General features: G+C 61.6%; 19 protein-coding genes. 10 read left to right on the top strand and 9 right to left on the bottom strand.

Annotation, left to right across the window (positions count from 1 at the left end):
• Positions 1 to 53: 53 nt before the first annotated feature.
• Positions 54 to 2,255 (bottom strand): hypothetical protein, encoded by a 2,202-nt coding sequence (locus AC1RT4_RS12235; protein ID WP_085605382.1) that lies wholly within the window; start codon positions 2,253 to 2,255, stop codon positions 54 to 56.
• A 197-nt stretch (positions 2,256 to 2,452) separates the two neighbouring features.
• Between AC1RT4_RS12235 and AC1RT4_RS12230 the strand changes: the two genes are divergently transcribed.
• On the top strand, positions 2,453 to 3,349 hold the full coding sequence (locus AC1RT4_RS12230) for an NAD(P)-dependent oxidoreductase (RefSeq protein ID WP_493085485.1): 897 nt from the start codon (positions 2,453 to 2,455) through the stop codon (positions 3,347 to 3,349).
• On the opposite strand, the gene AC1RT4_RS12225 is transcribed toward AC1RT4_RS12230, so the two are convergent.
• Together AC1RT4_RS12225 and AC1RT4_RS12220 are read right to left on the bottom strand one after the other, a co-directional pair.
• Positions 3,240 to 5,522: a putative bifunctional diguanylate cyclase/phosphodiesterase gene (locus AC1RT4_RS12225; RefSeq protein WP_493085484.1), complete on the bottom strand. Its 2,283-nt coding sequence runs from the start codon at positions 5,520 to 5,522 to the stop codon at positions 3,240 to 3,242. The two genes, AC1RT4_RS12230 and AC1RT4_RS12225, sit on opposite strands and share 110 nt — an antisense overlap.
• Positions 5,523 to 5,685: 163 nt before the next feature.
• Positions 5,686 to 6,039: a YkgJ family cysteine cluster protein gene (locus AC1RT4_RS12220; RefSeq protein WP_007959180.1), complete on the bottom strand. Its 354-nt coding sequence runs from the start codon at positions 6,037 to 6,039 to the stop codon at positions 5,686 to 5,688.
• A 303-nt stretch (positions 6,040 to 6,342) separates the two neighbouring features.
• Between AC1RT4_RS12220 and AC1RT4_RS12215 the strand changes: the two genes are divergently transcribed.
• A complete protein-coding gene (locus tag AC1RT4_RS12215; RefSeq protein ID WP_262161567.1) occupies positions 6,343 to 7,692 on the top strand; it encodes a spinster family MFS transporter in 1,350 nt (449 codons plus the stop codon).
• A gap of 69 nt (positions 7,693 to 7,761) precedes the next feature.
• On the opposite strand, the gene rapA is transcribed toward AC1RT4_RS12215, so the two are convergent.
• On the bottom strand, positions 7,762 to 10,608 hold the full coding sequence (gene rapA, locus AC1RT4_RS12210) for an RNA polymerase-associated protein RapA (protein WP_102686611.1): 2,847 nt from the start codon (positions 10,606 to 10,608) through the stop codon (positions 7,762 to 7,764).
• A gap of 243 nt (positions 10,609 to 10,851) precedes the next feature.
• On the opposite strand from rapA, the gene AC1RT4_RS12205 reads away from it, so the two are divergent.
• Positions 10,852 to 11,193, top strand: coding sequence for a hypothetical protein (locus AC1RT4_RS12205; protein ID WP_007959194.1), 342 nt, complete (start codon positions 10,852 to 10,854; stop codon positions 11,191 to 11,193).
• Here AC1RT4_RS12205 and AC1RT4_RS12200 read toward each other — a convergent pair.
• The 3 genes from AC1RT4_RS12200 to AC1RT4_RS12190 all read right to left on the bottom strand — a co-directional run bounded on the left by AC1RT4_RS12200 (position 11,163) and on the right by AC1RT4_RS12190 (position 13,796).
• Complete coding sequence (locus AC1RT4_RS12200; RefSeq protein WP_493085483.1) at positions 11,163 to 12,374, bottom strand: aminotransferase class V-fold PLP-dependent enzyme; 1,212 nt, start codon at positions 12,372 to 12,374, stop codon at positions 11,163 to 11,165. The two genes, AC1RT4_RS12205 and AC1RT4_RS12200, sit on opposite strands and share 31 nt — an antisense overlap.
• A complete protein-coding gene (locus tag AC1RT4_RS12195) occupies positions 12,371 to 12,841 on the bottom strand; it encodes a RidA family protein (RefSeq protein WP_493085482.1) in 471 nt (156 codons plus the stop codon). The genes AC1RT4_RS12200 and AC1RT4_RS12195 overlap by 4 nt, the downstream gene beginning before the upstream one ends.
• Before the next feature lie 88 nt (positions 12,842 to 12,929).
• Positions 12,930 to 13,796: a LysR substrate-binding domain-containing protein gene (locus AC1RT4_RS12190; protein ID WP_493085481.1), complete on the bottom strand. Its 867-nt coding sequence runs from the start codon at positions 13,794 to 13,796 to the stop codon at positions 12,930 to 12,932.
• Between the two features lie 185 nt (positions 13,797 to 13,981).
• Here AC1RT4_RS12190 and AC1RT4_RS12185 point away from each other — a divergent pair, with 185 nt between their 5' ends.
• On the top strand, positions 13,982 to 14,143 hold the full coding sequence (locus tag AC1RT4_RS12185) for a hypothetical protein (RefSeq protein WP_007959203.1): 162 nt from the start codon (positions 13,982 to 13,984) through the stop codon (positions 14,141 to 14,143).
• A 145-nt stretch (positions 14,144 to 14,288) separates the two neighbouring features.
• A complete protein-coding gene (gene ccoM, locus AC1RT4_RS12180; protein ID WP_007959205.1) occupies positions 14,289 to 14,405 on the top strand; it encodes a cytochrome c oxidase subunit CcoM in 117 nt (38 codons plus the stop codon).
• A gap of 560 nt (positions 14,406 to 14,965) precedes the next feature.
• On the opposite strand, the gene AC1RT4_RS12175 is transcribed toward ccoM, so the two are convergent.
• Both AC1RT4_RS12175 and AC1RT4_RS12170 read right to left on the bottom strand, forming a co-directional pair.
• The gene (locus tag AC1RT4_RS12175; protein WP_007957824.1) at positions 14,966 to 16,441 is read right to left on the bottom strand and encodes an inorganic phosphate transporter; all 1,476 of its coding nucleotides are present in this window, start codon (positions 16,439 to 16,441) and stop codon (positions 14,966 to 14,968) included.
• Between the two features lie 375 nt (positions 16,442 to 16,816).
• Positions 16,817 to 17,017, bottom strand: a complete 201-nt coding sequence (locus AC1RT4_RS12170; RefSeq protein WP_007957826.1) for a hypothetical protein — start codon at positions 17,015 to 17,017, stop codon at positions 16,817 to 16,819.
• Between the two features lie 642 nt (positions 17,018 to 17,659).
• Between AC1RT4_RS12170 and pcaR the strand changes: the two genes are divergently transcribed.
• From pcaR to pcaF, 5 genes are all read left to right on the top strand, one after another.
• On the top strand, positions 17,660 to 18,502 hold the full coding sequence (gene pcaR, locus AC1RT4_RS12165) for a pca regulon transcriptional regulator PcaR (protein ID WP_493085480.1): 843 nt from the start codon (positions 17,660 to 17,662) through the stop codon (positions 18,500 to 18,502).
• A 294-nt stretch (positions 18,503 to 18,796) separates the two neighbouring features.
• Positions 18,797 to 20,143, top strand: coding sequence for a 4-hydroxybenzoate transporter PcaK (gene pcaK / locus AC1RT4_RS12160; protein WP_007957828.1), 1,347 nt, complete (start codon positions 18,797 to 18,799; stop codon positions 20,141 to 20,143).
• 303 nt (positions 20,144 to 20,446) lie between these two features.
• Positions 20,447 to 21,304, top strand: coding sequence for a CoA transferase subunit A (locus AC1RT4_RS12155; RefSeq protein ID WP_003222404.1), 858 nt, complete (start codon positions 20,447 to 20,449; stop codon positions 21,302 to 21,304).
• On the top strand, positions 21,304 to 22,083 hold the full coding sequence (locus tag AC1RT4_RS12150; protein ID WP_007957829.1) for a CoA-transferase subunit beta: 780 nt from the start codon (positions 21,304 to 21,306) through the stop codon (positions 22,081 to 22,083). The genes AC1RT4_RS12155 and AC1RT4_RS12150 overlap by 1 nt, the downstream gene beginning before the upstream one ends.
• Positions 22,080 to 23,285, top strand: a complete 1,206-nt coding sequence (pcaF, locus tag AC1RT4_RS12145; protein WP_493085479.1) for a 3-oxoadipyl-CoA thiolase — start codon at positions 22,080 to 22,082, stop codon at positions 23,283 to 23,285. The genes AC1RT4_RS12150 and pcaF overlap by 4 nt, the downstream gene beginning before the upstream one ends.
• The last annotated feature ends 34 nt before the right edge of the window (positions 23,286 to 23,319 follow it).

The following is a 23,319-nucleotide window of genomic DNA, read 5'->3' as shown; positions in this document are numbered from 1 at the left end:
GCATTCCAATGTGGGAGCGAGCCTGCTCGCGATGGGGGCGCCTCGGTCCGATGTCAGACCGAGTAAGACTTGCCAGTATGGTTATTGAGGGAAATAACCTTGGTCTTGCCGATCCGGTGACGGTAGATCTCGCGCAGGTACTTGATCGACTTCTTCACGCAATCGCGCGACAGGCGAATGTCGTTGATCGAGACAAACTTCTCTTTGTCGTTGATCAGCTCGCGGTACTTCTTCTCGTACATCGGCTTGATCGCGTACCAGTTGGTATCGAGGATCTTCGCCGGGTTCTCGAATTCGTTGAGCAGGTCGTCGATGCGGTCTTCGTCGAATTCTTCGTTGATGATGAAATCGAGGATCGAGTTGTCCAGGGTCTCGTCGAAGCGGTACGGGGTCTTGGCGAAGCAACGCTTGATGAACGCCACGATCAGCGTCAGGAAGTCGTCCGACAGGCACGGGCTCTTGGCGATCAGGGTGGTCAGCGACAGGTTGGCCGAGGCGCCGATCACCAGGGCGTAGCGCTTGAGCGTGGTGTTGGGGAACAGGCTGTTGAGATGAGTCTTCAACCGGTTCAGGTCCATGTACGACAGCTTGTAGTCTTTTGGCAGCGAAACGATCGAGACCACCGACGAGCAGTTCTTGAAGAAGTGCAGGTCATGCAGCGCGGCCGCGTCGTAACCGGAGTTCTTGTACTGCTCGAGCGACGCGCGATAGCGCTTGGATTCGATCGGCAGCAGGCTGATGCCTTCGATGGCCTGGGTCACCTTGTTGAAGTGCGGCAGGTCGATCGAGCGGAAGAACAGGTCGTCGATGTTCAGGCGCTGCGGCTCTTTGTCGAACACCTTGAACTTGTCGCTGCTCGGCGGCGGGGTTTCCGGCACCACGGACTCGGCGTAGGCAATCGCCACCGGGCCGGCCAGACTCATGAACAGGTCGTTGGCGTCCAGGCGAATGGTCTCGCCGATGTCGATGCCGGCGCGACGGAAATAGTTCTGGTCGTAGTCGGTCGTGACCGCCTGGGCCGTCAGAATGTTGAAGATCTGCTGCGAGATGTACTGGTTGGCGTGCTTCTCCATCGCATTGACATCAATGTTCTGGATGTTGCCGTCATCGCTTTCTTCGGCGTAACGCATGATGTCGTTGGAGATCAGCATCATCGCGTTCCACGGGCGGATACGGCCCATGACGCTGGCTTCGCTGCTGTCTTCATTGGCGAAGTTGTACGAGAAATCCCATTCTTCCGAGAGGTATTTGCACAGCAGGCGACCGGCGTTGATGTGCAGCGCCTCGGACATTTCGCTGCGGTGGTCGGAAATGTTCGGCAGCACGCAGATGCCGCTGGTGAAGATCGGTTCGAACACGAACGAATGACCGCTCTTGCCGTCATGCTCGTCCATCGGCTTGGTGTCGAACGTCTTGTTCATGTACGAGTGCTGCTGGGCCAGGCCGAATTCCGAAGCCATGCCCGAACCAGTACCGCCGCCGGCACTGAAGATCGAGAAATACAGGCGCGACTGGTTGGCCTTGATGCCGCAGCTGTCGATCAGGTACGAGTGGATCATTTTCCAGTCAGGGCTGGAGAAACGCTGGGTGTCCTTGTTCAGGATGATCTTCGCCAGGTACTGGCCGAGGATCGGCGCGTTACCGGCGCCACCGGCGTGGACTTCGGACAAGTCCATGATCTTCATCTTGCTGTAGTCGCGCAGGAAGCCGCTTTTTTCGCCTTTGCGCGAGAAACGGATACGGCCGGCGATGTCCTTGTCGAGGTCGCCGAGCATCACCAGCGGTTCCACCAGGAACACCGGTTTGCTGCCCTTGTTCGGGCCGATCCGCAGGTTGGTCTTGATCCACTGGGCCGGGCTGTAGCCCTTGTCGGCCAAGCGGCGATCGCTCGAAGGGCGATCCTCGTTGTTGAATTCGTTGAGGTAGAACTTGCGCGCGTTGTACACCAGCTCCGCCACGTCGAGGGCGATGTTGGAGCCGCAGCGACCGAGGCCGATCAGGCACACCGACGGGAATTCCTGGTCGTTGTGCTGTTCGTTGTCGCCTTCCAGGTGCGGCGGGCGCGGGAACACCAGGTCACGCAGGCCATCGAGGTTGTCGAGGATACGGTCGGTGTTGGTTTCGGTGAAGTACAGGTATTGCTGGGTGCCCAGCGGACGCGAGGGTGGCAATGGCTTCATCGGGGCAGGGCTGTTCGCCGCAGGGCTCAGAGTCAGATCGGATACCGCAGTGGCCGGATTGTTTTTAGAAGTCATTGTGCGCCATATACCTGGACTGGTTGGATCAACGACCGCTGTCGTCGAGCCTCACGGAATGGGAATCTCGCGTCTTTTTTCTGCGCGTGTTTTGCCCGTGCGTCAGGGACTTTGCCTGAGTGCCGCGCGGGGGAATCCTTTCCTGATCGATGATGAATCGGCCATTATTCGGCGATCTTTAATCAAAAGGAGGCTAAATGATGTCAACGCGACCTTCGTTGGGGTTTGCCGGAATCGGCCTGATGGGCCTGCCGATGTGCCGCCGCTTGCTGGCCGCCGGTTATCCGCTGACCGTGTGGAACCGCAACCCGGCCAAGTGCGCGCCGCTGGTCGAGGCCGGCGCCCGGCAGGTGGCGACCCCCGCTGAACTCTGTGGACAGGCTGATGTGGTGATGCTGTGCCTGGCGGACACGGCGGTGGTGCGTGAGGTGGTGTTCGGCCCGGTCGGCGTGGCCGAAGGGGCGAAACCCGGGCAGTTGCTGGTGGATTTTTCCAGCCTCGAACCGACGGCGACCCGTGAAATGGCGGCTGAACTGGCCGGCAAGACAGGCATGGCCTGGCTCGATTCGCCGGTGTCCGGCGGGGTGGTCGGGGCCGAAGCCGGCAGTCTGGCGATCATGGTCGGCGGTGATGCAGCGGATCTTGATCGCGTGCGACCGGTATTGCTCGAACTCGGGCAGCGCGTCACACACATGGGCGGCGTCGGCGCTGGTCAGGTCACCAAGGCCTGCAATCAGATGATCGTCGCCTGCAATGCCTTGGTGATCGCCGAAGTGGTGGCGTTGGCCGAACAGGCCGGAGTCGATGCCAGCCTGATCGCTGAAGCGCTGGCCGGTGGTTTTGCCGATTCCAGACCGTTGCAGATCCTCGCTCCGCAAATGGCCGAAAGCCGTTTCGAGCCGGTGAAGTGGCACGTGCGCACGCTGCTCAAGGATCTGGATACCGCCGTGAAGTTTTCCCGGGAAACCGGCTCGGCCACGCCGATCAGCGGATTGGCCGCACAACTGATGCGCCTGCATGGGGCACAAGGCTTTTTGCAGAAGGATCCAGCAACACTGGTGCAAATGTACCGCGCGCCAGACTCAGCGGATTGACCGTGTGCGCGTGTTTGCGCTGGTTGATTTCCTCCAGCACCGGGCGTAACTCGGCCAGTGGCACCGGGCGGCTGAGCAGGTAACCCTGAATGAAGTCGCAGCCCGAGCGCTCAAGAAACTCGTATTGCTCCAGGCTTTCGACCCCTTCGGTGACCACCTGCAAGTGCAGGGTGTGCGCCATGACGATGATCGCCTGGACAATCTCCATGTCGGCGGTGGCCTTGGGAATGTCGAGGATGAACGAGCGGTCGACTTTCAGTGTGTTGAGCGGCAGGCGTTTGAGGTAGGCCAGCGACGAATAGCCGGTGCCGAAGTCGTCGATCGACAGTGACACGCCGAGGGCGCGGATTTGTCGCAACAACACCAGGGTGTTGGCGATGTTGCCCATCAAGGCGTTTTCGGTGACTTCCAGTTCCAGCCGTTCCGGGGCGACCCCGGCGCTGCGCAAGGCATGCTCGATTTCATTGGCCAGTTCTTCCCGGGCCAGATTCAGTGGTGAGCAGTTCCAGGCAATCTTCAGATCATCGCAGCCATGGCGCGACAGCTCGCCGAGGTCTTCACAAGCTTTGCGCAGGACCCAGTTGTCGAGCTCGGCAATCAGCCCGTTGTTTTCAGCGATAGCGATGAATCGATCCGGAGTGAGCAGGCCGTGCACCGGGTGCTGCCAGCGGATCAGCGCTTCGAGCTTGGTGACCTTGCCGGTCTTGAGTTCGAAGATCGGCTGGTAATACAGCAGCAGACCGTTCTCCTGACGCAGGGCGTGGCGCAGCTCTTCCTCCAGTTGCAGTTCGAGGCTGGCGCGATTTTTCAGGTTGGAATCGAAGAAGTGCACGCCGTTGCGCCCTGCACCCTTGGATTGGTACAGCGCCAGATCCGCGTGCTTGAGCAGTTCATCGCAAGTGGAGCCGTCCTCAGGAAACAGGCTGATGCCGATGCTGGTGGTCATCACCATGCGCCGTCCGGCGAGTTCGATCGGCTCTTTCATCTTGACCATGATGCGCTGGGCCAGATTGCGCGCTTCCTCGCGGTCGCGCAGGCCGATGAGGATGCAGAACTCGTCGCCGCCGAACCGCGCCACCACATCTTCATGGCTGCGCACCGAGCCCTTGATGTGCTGGGCGATGACCTTGAGCAGTTCGTCGCCGGCGTCATGGCCGAGGCTGTCGTTGATGCGTTTGAAGTGGTCGATGTCGAGAAACATCACCGCCAGCATCCCGCCTTCACTGGATTTCTGGCTGAGTTTCTCGGCGAAGATCTGATTGAAGCCGCGCCGGTTGATCAGGTTGGTCAGGGCGTCGTAGTTGGCCACGTGCTGCAGCGACATGCGCGCCTGATCGAGCTGGCTGAGCAGGGCGTTGACCCGACGCAGATCGTGCTCCTTGTTCTGCAGCTTCTTGTCGGCCAATGCGGCGCTGATAGCGCTGCCGAGGATCAGCAGCGTGATCAGCGCGACGGTGAGGCCCAACTGCAATTGACTGGTTTGCGACGCCAGGGTTGGTAGATCTCCCTCGGGCAGTACCAGTTGCAGCGCCGCCATGCCGGTGAAATGCATGCTGAGGATGCCGGCGCCGAGAATCACCGCGGCCAGGTATTTGAGCATCTGGATGTGCAGGCCGCTGCCTTCGCGCAGATAACCGGCGACCCACAGTGCGGCGAAGCTGGCGCCGATGGCGATCACGATCGATGACACGAACAGTGTCGGGTCGTAATAAGCCGTGGCGGCGGATTCGATGGCGGCCATGCCGACGTAGTGCATGCTGGCGATGCCCAGGCCGATGACGATGGCGGTCTTGAGGTATTGCAGCAGACTCGGCTGCGGATGGCTGAGGGTGTGCATGGCCAGCCAGGACGCCAGTAACGCGATCACCAGGGAAAACAGGGTCACGGGCAGGTCGTACTGGATGTCGATCGGCGCCTGGAACGCCAGCATGCTGATGAAGTGCATGGCCCAGATACCGCCGGCCAGGCAGGTTGCGCCGATCCAGCGCCACAGTCGCTGCGAACCGGGTTCTTCAGCGTGGACGACCCGTTCGGCCATGTCGAGGGTAGCGAAACTCGCGGCGCAGGCGACCAGGTAAGCCACCAGCACCAGCAGGGGATTGTGAGTGCAATTGAGGATGACCTGCCCGCTCTCCGGCTGCTCGGCAACAAACTGCAAACCAAGCCACTCCATAGCATGCCCCGTCTCTGAGTACGTCCTTACTGCGTCATCAACGCAGGCGAATGTTTGGAGTATAGAGGCGGTTTTTGGCGTGCAAGCGGTAGTGGCACATTGGCGCTAATGATTTTGGCATGAGCGTCATAGCGTTTGGCGCTAAGCGTTGAAACGCCTGAACTCAGGCGACTTCATTCCAGTGCGGTTGCAGCGGCGGCAGGCCGAAACGGGCACGCGCCTTGTCGCAGTCGGTGTTCTGTTCGCCGTTTTCCCACGACGCTTCAAACTCGCGGCATGGGCTGGAACGCTTGTCGTAGATCGTGCAGGCCACCGACTTTCCGACTTCGCCCTCCAGCGCGGTACAACGCGGCGCCTTGCGGTCGGTGCCGATCATCGCGACCCGGCTGGGCGTGATCTGGGTGACCAGTTCATCGGGCACGGTCCCGCCGGAGGATGCGCATTCACCCCAGAAAAAAGAAACACGAAAATGGGAACAGCAGGCACCGCAATTCAGACACGGACTGACTTCGGACATGGGCGGGGGTATCAAAGGGATTGATCGGCAGGATCCGGACGGATCCGGCGGCCATTCTAGGCTTTGCCACGGCGTTGGGAAGGGGGGCGAGAAAGTATTTTTTCATTGCCGGATTTTTCCGCAAAACCCCCGGTTTTAGGGGGATTCGAAGCATTTCAAGGGCTTACGTTTCGTTACACGGCCATGGCCCGTCATCAGGCTGACGAATGATCACAGACAGCCCCGACGAGCGTGACTAGATTGCAGGTTCCGGGCTCGGATGCGTTGGCAGTGAAGCCCCAATAACAATAAAGAGACGGACCCATGCAGAACTCGACCCAAGCGGCGAATGCCTGGCGCATTCTGTTCCTGCTGTTCCTCGCCAACCTGTTCAACTTCTTCGACCGCACCATCCCGGCGATCATCATCGAACCGATCCGCATGGAATGGCACCTCAGCGACTTTCAGTTGGGGATCGTCGGTACTGCGTTCACCCTGGTCTACGCGATTGCCGGCTTACCACTGGGCCGTATGGCCGACACCGGCTCGCGCAGCAAACTGATGGGTTGGGGCCTGGCGACCTGGAGCGCGCTCACTGCCGTGAACGGTCTGGTCGGCAGTTTCTGGAGTTTCCTGCTGGTGCGCATGGGCATCGGCATCGGTGAAGCCAGTTACGCGCCCGCCGCCAACTCGCTGATTGGCGACCTGTTCCCCGCTCACCGCCGGGCCCGGGCCATGGGCATTTTCATGCTCGGTCTGCCGTTGGGGCTGTTGCTCGCCTTCTTCACCATCGGCTGGATGGTCAAGGCGTTCGACAGCTGGCGCGCGCCGTTCTTCATCGCCGCCGTGCCGGGGCTGGTGCTGGCGGTGTTCATGTTCTTCATCAAGGAACCCAAACGTGGCGCGGCGGAAACCGTGCAGGTGTCCCAGGAAAAGGTCGACAAGCCGATCCGCCGCGTCCTCGCCGTGCCGACCTTCCTGTGGCTGGTGATGGCCGGGCTGTGTTTCAACTTTGCGACCTACGCCTGCAACTCGTTCCTGGTGCCGATGCTCCAGCGTTATTTCCTGATGCCGTTGCAGGAAGCGGCGGTGGCGACCGGGGTGATCGTCGGTGTGACCGGGTTGATCGGCCTGACCCTCGGCGGCTGGATCGCCGACAAGATTCACCAGCGGGTGGCCAACGGGCGACTGCTGTTTGCCGCGTTCAGTCTGATCATCTCGACCCTGTGCACGGCGTGGGCGCTGCATGCCGGGCGTATCGAGATCGGAGTGTTTGTCGCGGTGTTCAGCGTCGGCTGGCTGTTCGCCTACAACTTCTACACCTGCGTGTACACGGCGATTCAGGACGTGGTCGAACCACGCCTGCGGGCCACGGCGATGGCGCTGTTCTTTGCCGGGTTGTATTTGCTCGGCGGCGGTCTGGGGCCGGTGGTGGTCGGCGGTTTGTCGGATCACTTCGCCAAATCGGCGATGGTCGCGGCGGGTGCCGAGCAGATGACCGAAGCGTTCAAGGCCGTCGGCCTGCATGATGCGATGTACCTGATTCCGGTGGCGCTATTCTTGACCATGGTGTTCCTGTTCCTCGCCTCGCGCTGTTTTGTGCGGGATGCGAAGCGGATGAAGGAAGGGCTGGTGGCGGTGGTTGAGCCGCAGAGTCAGGCCGTTACCGCTTGATCGGAGAGGCAAACAAAAAGGCCCGCATCGCTGCGGGCCTTTTCATTTTGGGCGATGGAGCAGGGCGGTTTAGCCCGCCACCAGCACCCGGATTGCTTCCAGTCGCAGCGCGGCTTTGTCGAGCATCGCCAGACCTTGTTCGCGCTGCTTGCGCAGGGCGTCCAGTTCGCTGTCGCGCACGGTCGGGTTGACCGCCTGCAACGCGGTCAGGCGTGCCAGTTCTTCGTCGGTGTCGGCTGCCAGACGGCGGCGGGCCTCGGCCACGCGCTCGGCGTGGCGCGGGGTGACCTTGTCTTCACCGGCGTTGATCCGTGGCGTCAGCTGATCGCGCTGTGCCTGGATGAACTTGTTGGCACTGGCGCGCGGCACGCTTTCCAGTTGATCGTTGAGGGTTTCGAACGCCACGCGCGACGACAGGTCGTTGCCGTTGGCATCGAGCAGGCAGCGCAGGGCGGCCGGTGGCAGGTAACGACCCAGTTGCAGCGAACGCGGGGCAACCACTTCGCTGACATAGAGCAGTTCCAGCAACACGGTGCCAGGCTTGAGCGCCTTGTTCTTGATCAGCGCGACGGCGGTGTTGCCCATCGAACCGGACAGCACCAGATCCATGCCGCCCTGCACCATCGGGTGTTCCCAGGTGATGAACTGCATGTCTTCGCGCGACAGCGCCTGGTTGCGGTCGTAGGTGATAGTCACGCCTTCGTCGTCGCCCAGCGGGAAGCTGGCGTCGAGCATCTTCTCGCTCGGCTTGAGGATCAGGGCGTTTTCCGAATGGTCTTCGCTGTCGATGCCGAACGCGTCGAACAGGGTTTCCATGTAGATCGGCAGGGCGAACTGATCGTCCTGTTCGAGGATGTCCTCGACCAGTGCTTCACCTTCGCCGGCGCCGCCGGAGTTGAGTTCCAGCAGACGGTCGCGACCGGTGTGCAGCTCGGCTTCCAGACGCTCGCGCTCGGTGCGCGCCTCGTCGATCAGCGCTTGCCACTCGCCGTCGTCGGCTTCTTCGAGCAGCGGCAGCAGGCGCGGGCCGAACTGATGCTGCAAGGCGTTGCCGGTCGGGCAAGTGTTGAGGAACGCGTTCAGGGCTTCGTGATACCACTGGAACAGACGCTCTTGCGGGCTGGTTTCCAGGTACGGCACGTGCAGTTCGATGATGTGCTTCTGGCCGATCCGGTCCAGACGACCGATCCGCTGTTCCAGCAGGTCCGGGTGCGACGGCAGATCGAACAACACCAGGTGGTGGGCGAACTGGAAGTTGCGACCTTCACTGCCGATTTCCGAGCAGATCAGCACCTGCGCGCCGAACTCTTCGTCGGCGAAGTAGGCGGCGGCGCGGTCACGCTCGAGGATGTTCATGCCTTCGTGGAACACCGTGGCCGGGATGCCGGAGCGCACGCGCAGGGCGTCTTCAAGGTCCATCGCGGTTTCGGCGTGGGCGCAGATCACCAGCACTTTGGTGCGCTTGAGCATTTTCAGCTGGTCGATCAGCCACTCGACGCGCGGGTCGAATTTCCACCAGCGTTCTTCTTCGCTGGCGTCCGGCTGGGCCTGGAAGCTGACTTCCGGGTACAGCTCGGCGTGTTCGCCCAGCGGCAGTTCGAGGTATTCGTCCGGGCACGGCAGCGGGTACGGGTGCAGTTTGCGTTCCGGGAAACCCTGCACGGCGGCGCGGGTGTTACGGAACAGCACGCGGCCGGTGCCGTGGCGGTCGAGCAGTTCACGCACGAGGCGGGCGCTGGCTTCGGTGTCGCCATCGTTGACGGCGGTGAGCAGGGCTTCACCTTCGTTGCCGAGGAAACCGTGGATGGTCTTGTGCGCGGCCGGCGACAGGCGACCCTTGTCCAGCAGTTCCTGAACGGCTTCGGCCACCGGGCGATAGTTTTCGCTCTCGGCGCGGAAGGCAGCCAGGTCATGGAAACGGTTCGGATCGAGCAGGCGCAGACGGGCGAAGTGGCTGTCCTGACCGAGTTGTTCCGGGGTCGCAGTGAGCAGCAGCACGCCGGGAATGACTTCGGCCAGTTGTTCAACCAGCGAGTATTCCGGGCTGACTTTCTCTTCGTGCCACACCAGGTGGTGGGCTTCGTCGACCACCATCAGATCCCAGCCGGCAGCGAACAGTGCGTCCTGGGCCTTTTCATCGTCGACCAGCCACTCCAGCGCCACCAGGGCCAGCTGAGTGTCTTCGAACGGGTTGGTGGCATCGCTTTCGATGAAGCGTTCTTCGTCGAACAGCGCGACCTGCAGGTTGAAACGGCGGCGCATTTCCACCAGCCACTGGTGCTGGAGGTTTTCCGGTACGAGGATCAGCACGCGGTTGGCGCGGCCCGACAGCAGCTGGCGATGGATCACCAGGCCGGCTTCGATGGTCTTGCCCAGACCCACTTCGTCCGCCAGCAATACGCGTGGTGCGATGCGGTCGGCGACTTCACGGGCAATGTGCAACTGGTGGGCGATCGGTTGTGCGCGCACGCCGCCCAGGCCCCACAGCGCGGACTGCAACTGGCGGCTGGTGTGTTCCAGGGTGTGATAGCGCAGGGAGAACCAGGCCAGCGGGTCGATCTGGCCGGCGAACAGACGGTCGCTGGCCAGACGGAACTGAATGAAGTTCGACAGCTGGGTTTCCGGCAGGGTGACCGCTTCGTTCTGCGCGTTGAGGCCGTGATAGACCATCAGGCCGTCGACGTCGTCGACTTGCTGGACAGTCATCTTCCAGCCTTCGAAGTGCGTGATCGAATCGCCGGGCGAGAACCGCACGCGGGTGAGGGGCGCATTCCGTAGCGCGTACTGGCGAGTCTCGCCAGTGGCCGGGTAAAGCACGGTCAACAAGCGGCCGTCCTGTGCCAGAACGGTGCCTAAACCAAGCTCTGCTTCGCTGTCACTGATCCAGCGTTGCCCCGGTTGATACTGCTGCGCCATGCTGCCTGACTCCCACCTTGAAAAAGCGGGCTATCTTAACGGAATGAGGGCCCGAGGCCAAAGGATAAGGAGCCTCGGCCCGGCTTTTAACCGCAATCGGCCAATTGCAGGGAAGATTAGGTCATGCATCGGTTTTACGGGATGTTGCGGCACCCCTGAGTGCCAAACCGGTCACAAGTTTGCGACCGATGGCTCAAGGCACCCCTGGCGCCGCCGATAACCTGCTGACAGGAGACCCTTCATATGCTGCCACCGATGCTCCCCCTGAGCGCCGTGCCGATCACCTCCCAGCAGGATCCGATCCGCCAGCGACCGGATATTCCCCCTGTGGTGCCGGTGCAGGAAAGCTCCAACGAAAGCACCATCGACCTGCAAAAGCGCGATCCGGAAGAGGACGGCTATCTGCTGCGCGAAGAGCAGCGCCGCCAGCAGGAACGTGATCGCCGTCGCCGCGAAGCCGACGACGACCCCGAAGCGCACCTCGCCGTGCCCGGCACCGAACTGAATGCCGACAACACCGTGCCGGTGGCGCCGCTGATGGAAGATCAGCCGCGTCAGGGGCTTTGGGTCGATATCGAGATCTGAGGCTGCGCGGCCAGTTCGGCCAGATTCGTCAGCAATATTTCGATTTCTTCTTCGGTATTCAGATAACTCACCGATACCCGCGCAATGTTCGCCAGTCCGCGCGCCTGCATGTCCAGCGGCGTGTAGGCCACGCCATTGGCGCCGATGTTGATTCGCCGTTCGGCCAATGTCTGCTTGAGCGCCACACTGTCCCAGCCTTCCAGCGTGAAGGCGATCAGCCCGGATTGTTGATTGGCCGCTCCGAGATCCCGCAGCGTCAGGCCGGGAATCGCCTTCAGGCGTTGGCGCAATCCGCTGCTCAGTTGCTCGATGCGCCGGCGGATGGGGATCGCGCCGAGGCGGTTGTACTCCTCCAGCGCATTGGCCAGCCCGGCCAGCAGCGCCAGCGACACTTCACTGGTTTCAAAGCGGCGCGCGTCGTCGCGCAGGGTGAATCTTTTGCCGTCCCACGGCGCCGACAATACATCGCGTTGCACGGGGAGCAACCGTTGCAGAAATTGCGGCCGGATGTACATCAGCGCCGTGCCGCGCGGTCCGCGCAGGAACTTGCGACCCGCACCCTTGAGCACATCGCACTGCAAGTCTTGAACACCGCAAGGCAACTGGCCCAGCGCCTGACCGGCGTCGATGAAATAAGGGATGCCGTGGCGCCGCGCCACGCTGCCGATCTGCGCGGCGGGGTTGATCAGGCCGCCGTTGGCCGGCAGCCAGGTCAGGGCAATCAACCGCACCTGGCCGTCGATCATCTGCGCCAGGGCTTGCGGGTCGACCGCACCTTGGGCGTCACAAGGAATCACTTCGAGCCGCGCGCCGGCCTTCACCGCTTCGGCCATGCACGCCAGATTGCCGGCCCATTCATGGCGACCCACCAGAATCCGCTCGCCGGGCTGCCACGGCCCCAGCGCGTTGAACGCCTGACTCCAGGCTGCCGAGCCGCTGCTGGCGAAGGCGATGTCCTCGGGCTGGGCGTTGAGCAGCGCGGCGGCCGCGTTGCGCGCGCGTTCCTGTACCCGGTTGTCCGCCGCCTCCATCGGCCCGCCGAGCGCTTCGCGTTGCAGCTGTTCGATCACCGCGTCGAGGGTCGCCTGGCTCGGTAACGAAGCGCCGGCGTGGTTGAAGTGGATCACCTGAGCGCAGCCGAGTGTGGCGGCGCGCAGGCGCAGGATGTCGTCAATGTTCACGGCTTGAGCTCGAAGATCGCGTCGATTTCCACCGCGACACCCGCCGGCAGACTCGACACGCCGACCGCGGTGCGCACGTGCCGGCCCTTGTCGCCGAGGGCGTTGACCAGCAGGTTCGAGGCGCCGTTGGCGACGACGCCCTGAGCCTTGAAATCCGGTGTGGCAGCCACGAAAACCCCGAGGCGCAGGATGCGCACCAGTTTCGACAGGTCATCGCCCAGTGCATGGCTCAACTGGGCGAGCAGGCCCAAGGCAGCCAGTTCGGCGGCGTTGGCCCCTTCTTCGTCGGAGATTGCTTCACCCAATCGCCCGATGAATGCAGGTTTGCCGTCGAGCAATGGAATCTGCCCGGAGATGAACAGCTGATTCTGGCTGACCACATGGTTGACGTAATTGGCGATCGGCTGGCTCGGTTCGGTCAGGCGCAGGCCGAGTTGTTGAACGCGTTGGCTGAGGGAATCGGTCATGGGAAGTCCTCCTGAGTGAGGGCTTCAGCATGTTGGTGAGAGAGAAGTGCGACAAACGGATAGATTTAATCCGACGCATCCAAAAAACTCATGCGTTCGCGGTTTCCTCCAGCCACTCGCAGAAACTCTGCGCCGCCGACGTGGACGGGCGTTGCGGGGTGACCAGCCAATAACCGATCTCGCCGAGCATCGGCGGTGTGTCGAAGGCCGGCACCAGCGCGCCTTCCTTGATCCGCCGTTCGATCATTCGCTGGCGACCCATGGCAATGCCCTGACCGGCGACGGCCGCTTCGACGACGATGTTGTAGTCGTGGAGCATGACGCTGGACACATGAGCCAGATCGATGCCGCTGTGTTGCTGCCAGTCGATCCATTCGAACGGCTGGTGCGACTTGGCCATCAGCAACGGCCCGTTGCTCACGCTTTTGGCCTTGAAGGCCGGGCTGCAGACTGGCGTCAGGGTTTCGCCCATGAACCGGCGGGCCTGGACTTTCGGCCAGCCGCCCTTGCCGTAGCGGATCGCCAGATCCACCTCGCCGGCGTCGACATCGGCCAGTTGCACGGCGGGCAGCAGCTCGACATGGATGTTCGGGTTTTTCGCGTTGAAATCCGCCAGACGCGGCGCCAGCCACAAGGTGGCGAAAGAGGCGAGCAGGCCGATGCGCAGGGTGGTGGGGCGCTCGCCGCGCAGGTCGTGGGTGGCGGCGGCAATTGCGGCGAGGGCCGGTTGGATTTGCCGGTAGTAATGTTCGCCGGCGGATGTCAGATCGATCGCCCGGGTGCGGCGCACGAACAGTCGCTGATCGAGGAATTCTTCGAGTTTGTGCACCTGATGGCTGATCGCGCTTTGGGTCACCGACAGCTCATCGGCAGCCTTGATGAAACTCAAATGGCGGGCCACGGCTTCAAAGGCGCGCAAGGCCATCAGCGGTGGCAGATCCTGATGCAGGGGCACGGCGCAGATCCTTCGGGTTCAGGGCAAGGCGCCGATTGTGCGGGCAAATCCGGTGGGCGGTACATGAATTGTTGTAGAGCGTTCAGGTGAGTGGCTGGTCAGCGTCCGCGTCAGGCCGCATTATTGGCGCAGTCCTGTCGGTGATCCGGCAGTTGTGATTCAGTCCAAGCGATGCACCGAACGCCATGAGCCAAGACGACAAACTGATCGACCTCAACACCGAACGCGCCAAGCGGGTTCATGACCTCAACGAGAAGCGCCTGAATGAGGTACGCCAGGCTTTCGAGCAGGCCATGCCTTTGGGTAAACCGAAGAAAAAGCCGAAAAACAAACCGAAAAAGCGTTGATCTCCCCTGCATCCGTTGATGCAGGTCATTTATTTCTCCTCCTTTCCTCCGCATGGTGACCGGCATTGATCCCGGTCAATTCCTGCGCCTGCCTGATTGGTTAACTTAGTTCCATCGCAGCAGAGCAGGGGCCAGGAGGCCAGTCATGTTTTTCGATAACGTGGTGTTTGCCGGGGTCCTGACTGTGGGGCTGATGGTTCTGTTTTTTGCAGGGTTTGGATTTTTTATCTGGAAGGATGCGAACAAGCGCAAGAAGCCTTGATTCTTCCGGGTTTGATGAGCACGCAAGGCATTTTGGGCAACTTCGGTTGCCCTTTTTTTTGTCTACTTGGCGGCCTCTGGGCCGACCATGTTGTGGTTCGATTTGTGTGAATATCCGTTTCTTCGGGTGCTGCCGCTGGCGGTTTCGCCCTTACGGCGAGTCCCTTTGGCAAACGCCCCAAAGGAACCAAAGGTCTGGGCCCCGGCGTTCGGCACCTCGCTGTGGCTCGGTGTTCCTTCGTTCCGGGATTCATCCGGGGGCATCGCCTACGGTTTGCTTCGCTGCACCTCCTCTCGATGTGTTTGGCTTCGCCAAACGGTCGCTGCGCTCCCACCCCCCGGATAAATCCCTCCACTCAGCCTTCCGATGGGGCCGGCACGTCAAAAGCGGTACTCGAGCTAACGCTCATCGTGGTGATTGGTGGGAAGCGGAAGCTAACAGCTTGATCGTTCCCACGCTCTGCGTGGGAATGCAGCCCGGGACGCTCCGCGTCCCATTTCTGAAGCCAACAAAAAAGGCGTGATCCTTTCGAATCACGCCTTCTTCACTACATCAATCTATCAGCTACCCAGCGCCTTCGACGCCAGCCAGAACAGGCCGGCCGACAGGGCCACGGTGGCTGGCAGGGTCAGGACCCAGGCCAGCAGGATGGTTTTCACCGTGCCGCCTTGCAGGCCGCTTTTGTTGGCGACCATGGTGCCGGCCACGCCCGAGGAGAGGACGTGGGTGGTGGACACCGGCAGGCTGAAGATGTTGGCCATGCCGATCAGGCTGGCGGTGGTGATCTGGGCCGACATGCCTTGCGAGTAGGTCATGCCTTGTTTGCCGATCTTCTCGCCGATGGTCAGCACAACGCGTTTCCAGCCAACCATGGTGCCCAGGCCCAGGGCCAGGGCGACCGCCAGAATTACCCAGAACGGGGCGTATTCGGTGGTGGTGGTCAGGTCTTTGCGCAGTTTGTCCAGGTCGGCCTTCTCACGAGGGGCGAGGCCTGGCAGTTTGCTGACTTTCTTCGCGGTGTCGTCCAGGCAGAGCAGGTAGCGACGCACTTCGATGCGGCTTTCCGAGGACAGCGAGTGGTAGTCCGCTACACCTTTGAGGGTGTCGAGCAGGGCGGCGATGGTCGGTTCGGTCTGTTGCGGGTTGCAACGGAATTTCTCCGGCAGGTCGCCTTCCACGCTTTTGCCCAGCGCCAGGAATTCGCCCAGGGTGTCGGCGTTGCGCTTGTAGAACTGGCTCAGGTGCAGGGTCGCGTCGCGAGTGCGTTCGATCTGGTAGGTGGTGCTGTTCAGGTCGAGTACGAACTGCGCAGGCACGATACCGATCAGTACCAGCATGATCAGGCCGATACCTTTCTGGCCGTCGTTGGAGCCGTGCACGAAGCTCACGGCCATGGCCGAGATCACCAGGACCAGACGGTTCCAGAACGGTGGGTGCTTCTTGTCGTCGATCTTGCGGCGCTGTTCCGGCGTCTTGTGCATCTTCGACAGCGGGCGCCACCATTTCAGGCCGATCAGCACCAGCGCGGCGATCAGGAAACCGGCCATCGGCGAGAACACCAGCGAGGCACCGATATCGATCGCTTTCTGCCAGTTGACGCCGTCGGCCAGTGGAATTTCGTTGATCAGGGCGTTGGCCAGGCCGACACCGAGGATCGAACCGATCAGCGTGTGCGAGCTGGAGGCCGGGATACCGAAGTACCAGGTGCCCAGGTTCCAGGCGATCGCGGCGGCGAGCAGCGAGAACACCATTGCCAGACCATGGCCGGTGTTCACGTTGATCAACAGTTCTACCGGCAGCAGGTGCACGATGGCATACGCCACGCCAACGCCGCCCAGCAATACGCCGAGGAAGTTGAACACGCCCGAGAAGAACACCGCCAGGTGAGGCGGCATCGCTTTGGTGTAGATAACAGTGGCTACCGCGTTAGCGGTGTCATGAAATCCATTGATGAACTCGAAGGCGAGGACAAATGTCAGGGCGAGCAGGAGGCTCACAAGCACCCAGGCATCCAGTCCGCTGAATAAATCGATCATGAAGGTTTTCTGACCCGGTCATAAGGGGGCGCGATTATGCCAGAAAAGACTGGAAATCGATCCCCTACCTGCTCATCGGTAAGCGTCTTCGCCAAATTAATTTGTATCAAGGTGCATTACCCAAGCTTTTTACAGGGTTTTGCAAGGTGTTGATTCGATTGAGAAAAATGCGAGACAACGGCGGATTGGCCGGTTGTCGGGAGGGGGCTGAAACTTGTATGAAATATCTGAGAAACGCGTCTGACATGCTCCAGACCTGTGCAATACAGGGGAGTTGGCCGCTGCCCGCGGGTAGCGGGCGCGCAAGGCATCGTCAGTCCACCGTGCTTGTAGCCCGGTGAGTACGCTTACCCTCGAAAGTCTCAAAGGAAGGCATCAAGGCTCTTCGGCTTTGAGTTCCTCTTCCATTTTTTTCAGTTCTTGCTGGAAGACCTGATCCTGAACGGTAGGGCGTTTACGCCAGGCTTTGCGTTCTGGTTCGGGCTGGGCGGCGTAGGTGGTGACTTCTCCGCCGTAAACTTCCTTGTAACGTTGTTCCTGGCGCTCAAGTTCCGCGCGCAGTTCGTCTTTCGTCACAGTGCTACCTGTATGAGTTGAGATAAATGTCTGGTGAACGCACTGCAACGAATCATTTAACCGGTTCACCCACAAGCGCTCGCCCGGACAGGCAGCGGTGTTGTCGGGAAGACGGTCAGGACTTCCATGTTGCAGGCGGCTACGGCACCAGATTAAAACTGACGCAGCATCAGTTTCCTGTTTCAGCGAGCGCGCTGGCGGTGCATGAGTAATGCGCATCAGGCGCTGGCCGGGGCCGGCGGCGATGGACATCGCGCCAGCGGGTGGCACCGTCGGCAAATAAAAGCGCGGTGTCACTGAGGTGCATTATAGCGGCCGAATCGGGATTGACTATCTTTGCCAAGTTAAAAACGGTTCCGGATGTGTGATTGTTTTGTGACGTGCAACTTTTATCAATAGTTGCATCGTTGTTGCGCAGTGTTTGGTTTCTGGCGCCATTTAGTCGAACAACTAAGGCGCTTAAACCGCACCGGCGTTCCAAGTTCAAATCTGCTGTGTGCAGCTTGGCCGAGGAGGGGAGGGCAATTGCGATTATCGGTCGACGGTTCGATAATCGCCCGGTGTTGGCGGTCTGTCGCTTGTTTATCCGCCGGCAAGCCGCTTGTATAGCCATTGATCCGAACAAGAAAAAAAGGACCTGACATGAACGATCAAATGCGCAATTCCTTCACCTCGGTAGCGCCGCCGATCGTCGCTTCGCCGGCCAAGCGTATCCAGGCCCTGACCGGTGATCCGGATTTCATGACCTCCCTGGCCCGTGGCCTGGCGGTGGTGCAGGCGTTTCAGGAGCGCAAGCGTCACCTGACCATCGCCCAGATCAGCCATCGCACGGAAATTCCCCGCGCCGCCGTGCGCCGTTGCCTGCACACACTGATCAAGCTCGGCTACGCCACCACCGACGGGCGCACTTATTCGTTACTGCCCAAAGTGCTGACCCTCGGTCACGCCTATCTCTCTTCGACGCCGCTGGCGGTCTCGGCCCAGCCGTACCTCGACCGCATGAGTGAGCAGCTGCACGAGGCCTGCAACATGGCCACGCTGGAAGGCGACGACATTCTCTACATCGCCCGATCGGCCACCACTCAGCGTCTGATTTCGGTGGACCTCTCGGTGGGCGGGCGTTTGCCGGCGTATTGCACGTCCATGGGGCGGATCCTGCTGGCGGCGCTGGACGACACCTCGCTGCGCGAATACCTCGACCATGCGGAACTGGTGGCCAAGACCAGTCGCACGATTCATACCCCCGACGCCTTGCTCGAATGTCTGCAGGATGTGCGGCAGCAAGGCTGGTGCATTGTCGATCAGGAACTGGAACAAGGTCTGCGTTCGATTGCCGTGCCGGTCTACGACGCCTCCGGCCAGGTGGTGGCCGCGCTCAACGTCAGCACCCACGCCGGTCGCGTCAGCCGCACTGAGCTTGAGCAGCGCTTTCTGCCGGGCCTGTTGAGCGCTAGTCGCGACCTCAGTGCGCAATTGTTTGCCTGATGAAGCTGTTCGATAAACGCACAGAGTTGCGTTTATCGAATTGACGCTAAAACCCCCGGATCATTAATGTCGCGGCAGCGTCATCCGGCGCGAATGTGAATGAGCCCGCCGGATTGTCGACTCCCATAATAATGACAAGAGGCAACTTCCCATGCGCACGTTCCCCGACTGTCGCCGCTCCCGTTCCTGTTGCCGGTATTAGCGCAACGCCTGATTCCTTCCTTATATAGTTGTGACCGTGCCGCTCTCTGGCCGGCCGCCGTTCGACTGCGTTTTTTGCGTGGAATAAAAATAATGAACCAGCCTCAGTCCGCTGTAGGTCACTGCCTCGACGTGCAGTCCTTCATCAATGCCCAACCGATCTCGCGCTATCAATGGCGAGTGGTGATCCTGTGTTTCCTGATTGTGTTCCTCGATGGCCTCGACACCGCGGCCATGGGTTTTATCGCGCCGGCGCTTTCACAGGACTGGGGCATCGACCGCGCCAGCCTCGGCCCGGTGATGAGTGCCGCGCTGATCGGCATGGTCTTCGGTGCGCTGGGTTCCGGTCCGCTGGCTGACCGCTTCGGGCGAAAAGTCGTACTGGTCGGCGCGGTATTTCTGTTCGGTGCTTTCAGCCTGGCTTCGGCTTACGCCACCAATGTCGATCAATTGCTGGTGCTGCGTTTCCTCACCGGTCTGGGGCTGGGCGCCGGGATGCCGAACGCCACCACGCTGCTGTCGGAATACACCCCGGAGCGCAAGAAGTCGTTGCTGGTGACCAGCATGTTCTGCGGTTTCAACCTCGGCATGGCCGGCGGCGGATTCATCTCGGCCAAGCTGATTCCGGCATTCGGCTGGCACAGCCTGCTGCTGATCGGCGGGATCCTGCCGCTGATCCTCACCGTGGTGTTGCTGCTCTGGCTGCCGGAGTCGGCGCGTTATCTGGTGGTACGCAATCGCGGCACCGACAAAGTGCGCAAGACCCTCGCGCCCATTGATCCTGCCACCGTCGCTCAGGCCGCGAGCTTCAGCGTGCCGGAACAAAAAACCGTAAAAGCGCGCAATGTGTTCGCGGTGATTTTTTCCGGCACCTACAGCGTCGGCACGTTGCTGCTGTGGCTGACCTACTTCATGGGCCTGGTGATCGTTTATCTGCTGACCAGCTGGCTGCCGACCCTGATGCGCGACAGCGGCGCGAGCATGGAACAGGCAGCCTTCATCGGCGCGTTGTTCCAGTTCGGCGGGGTGTTGAGCGCGGTGGGCGTAGGCTGGGCGATGGACCGGTTCAATCCGCACAAGGTCATCGGCATTTTCTACCTGCTGGCCGGGGTGTTTGCCTACGCGGTGGGGCAGAGCCTGGGCAACATCACGCTGCTGGCGACGCTGGTGCTGGTCGCAGGCATGTGCGTCAACGGCGCGCAATCGGCGATGCCGTCACTGGCAGCGCGGTTTTATCCGACCCAGGGCCGAGCGACCGGTGTGTCGTGGATGCTCGGGATCGGCCGGTTCGGCGCGATTCTCGGGGCGTGGATGGGCGCGACCCTGTTGGGGTTGGGCTGGAATTTCGAACAGGTGCTGACGGCGCTGGTGATCCCGGCGGGCCTGGCCACGGCAGCGGTGGTGATCAAGGGTCTGGTCAGTCACGCGGACGCGACCTGAGTTTGATTGCAGGATCGTTCCCGCGTCGAACTGGCCTCAGAGGTTGCTTCGCGTTCGGCTCCGGAAGGGACGCGGAGCGTCCCGGGCTGCATTCCCACGCAGAGCGTGGGAACGATCAGTGCCACTCCCGCACGCGGTGCGGGAGTGATCATTAGGCAGATAACAATCTGTTCGATAAACGAACGCTCAGTCGATTATCGGATTGTTTGGCGAAAATCAGCGGCTTAATCTTCAGTGACTCCGGCGCAGAACCTCGCGCCTTTTTATCACTGGCGATTCATTACAAAAACAGGAGCCCGCTCCATGGCTGAGATCCTTTCGCTGCACGACGCGGTGAAGCAATTCGTCAACGACGGCGACACCGTCGCGCTCGAAGGCTTCACTCACTTGATCCCTACGGCGGCGGGTCATGAAATCATTCGTCAGGGCAAGAAAGATCTGACCCTGGTGCGGATGACGCCTGACCTGATCTACGACCAACTGATCGGCGCCGGCTGTGCACGCAAGCTGATCTTCTCCTGGGGCGGCAACCCTGGCGTGGGTTCGCTGCATCGTCTGCGCGACGCGGTCGAGAAGCAATGGCCGCATGCGCTGGAAATCGAAGAGCACAGCCACGCCGACCTGGCCAATGCCTACGTCGCCGGCGCCTCCGGCCTACCGTTCGCGGTGCTGCGGGCCTACGCCGGTTCCGACCTTCCGAAGGTCAACCCGCTGATCAAATCCGTAACGTGCCCGTTCACGGGTGAAGTGCTGGCGGCGGTGCCGTCGGTGCGTCCGGACGTGACCGTGATCCACGCCCAGAAGGCTGACCGTCAAGGCAACGTGCTGCTGTGGGGCATCCTCGGTGTGCAGAAAGAAGCCGCATTGGCTGCCAAGCGTTGCATCGTCACCGTCGAAGAAATCGTCGACAACCTCAACGCCCCGATGAACGCCTGCGTGCTGCCGACCTGGGCCTTGAGTGCGGTCTGCCACGTACCCGGTGGCGCGCATCCGTCCTACGCCCACGGTTACACCGAGCGTGACAATCGCTTCTATCAGGCGTGGGATCCGATCGCCCGCGACCGTGAGACGTTTACCGCGTGGATCAACGAATACATCCATGGCTGCGCTGACTTCAGCGAGTTCCAGGCCAAGTTGGCCGCTGCTTCGGAGGCCAAGTAATGACTTACACCACCAATGAAATGATGACCGTTGCGGCGGCCCGTCGCCTGAAGAACGGCTCGGTGTGCTTCGTCGGCATCGGCCTGCCGTCGAAAGCCGCCAACCTGGCGCGCCTGACCTCGTCGCCGGACGTGGTGCTGATCTACGAGTCCGGCCCGATTGGCGCGAAACCCAGCGTGTTGCCACTGTCGATCGGTGACGGCGAACTGGCGGAAACCGCTGACACTGTCGTGCCGACCGGTGAGATTTTTCGCTACTGGCTGCAGGGCGGGCGTATCGACGTCGGTTTCCTCGGCGCAGCGCAGGTCGACCGTTTCGGCAACATCAACACCACCGTGGTCGGCGATTATCACCAGCCGAAAGTACGCCTGCCGGGTGCCGGTGGTGCGCCGGAGATCGCCGGCTCCGCCAAAAGCGTGCTGATCATCCTTAAACAGTCGGCGCGTTCGTTTGTCGACAAGCTCGATTTCATTACCTCGGTCGGCCATGGCGAGGGCGGCGATTCGCGCAAACGTCTGGGCCTGCCGGGCGCCGGCCCGGTCGGGATCATCACCGACCTGTGCATCATGGAGCCGGAAGAGGGCACCCATGAATTCGTGGTCACCGCGCTGCACCCGGGAGTGACCCGCGAGCAAGTGGTCGCCGCCACCGGTTGGGCGATCCGTTTCGCTGACAGCGTGGCCACCACTGCCGAACCGACAGAAGTCGAGCTGACCGCCCTGCGCGATCTCGAAGCCCGCACCGCAGCGGCCCACGGCCAGGCACCGGGAGAAGCATGATGCGTGACGTCTATATCTGCGATGCGATCCGTACCCCCATCGGTCGTTTCGGTGGCGGTCTGGCGGCTGTTCGCGCCGACGACCTGGCCGCCGTGCCGATCAAGGCCCTGATGGAGCGCAATCCGTCGGTGGACTGGAGCGCCATCGACGAAGTATTTCTCGGCTGCGCCAACCAGGCCGGTGAAGACAACCGCAACGTCGCGCGCATGGCGCTGTTGCTGGCCGGTCTGCCGGAGAGCGTTCCGGGCGTCACCCTCAATCGCCTTTGCGCGTCGGGGATGGATGCCATCGGCACGGCGTTCCGCGCCATCGCCAGCGGCGAAATGGAGCTGGCGATTGCCGGCGGTGTCGAGTCGATGTCCCGCGCGCCGTTCGTGATGGGCAAGGCTGATGCGGCGTTCTCGCGCAACATGAAGCTGGAAGACACCACCATCGGCTGGCGTTTCATCAACCCGTTGATGAAGGCGCAGTACGGCGTCGACGCGATGCCGCAGACCGCCGACAACGTCGCCGACGATTACGAAATTTCCCGCGAGGATCAGGACGCTTTCGCCCTGCGCAGTCAGCAACGTACTGCCGCTGCTCAGGCTGTCGGCTACTTCGCCGAGGAAATCGTCGAAGTGCGGATTGCCCACAAGAAGGGTGAAACCGTGGTCAGCCAGGACGAACACCCACGCGCCGACACCACGCTTGAAGCCCTGACCAAACTGAAACCGGTCAACGGCCCGGACAAGACCGTCACCGCCGGCAACGCTTCGGGCGTCAACGACGGTGCCGCCGCGTTGATTCTGGCTTCGGCGGAAGCGGTGAAAAAACACGGTCTGACCGCCCGCGCCAAAGTGCTCGGGATGGCCAGTGCCGGGGTTGCGCCACGGGTGATGGGCATCGGCCCGGTGCCGGCGGTGCGCAAACTCACCGAGCGCCTCGGTGTGGCGGTCAGTGATTTCGATGTGATCGAACTCAACGAAGCGTTTGCCAGCCAGGGTCTGGCGGTATTGCGCGAGCTGGGGCTGGCGGACGACGCGGCCCAGGTCAACCCGAACGGTGGCTCGATTGCCCTCGGTCACCCGCTGGGCATGAGCGGTGCGCGTCTGGTGCTGACTGCGCTGCATCAGCTGGAAAAGACCGGTGGCAAGAAAGGTCTGGCGACCATGTGCGTCGGTGTCGGCCAGGGTCTGGCCCTGGCCATCGAACGCGTCTGACGCAAGCCGTGACGAACAAGAACAGAGGAAAGCG

This window comes from Pseudomonas sp. GW821-FHT11D10 (genome assembly GCF_058808435.1).
This window is presented reverse-complemented; position numbering and strand designations above follow the sequence as displayed.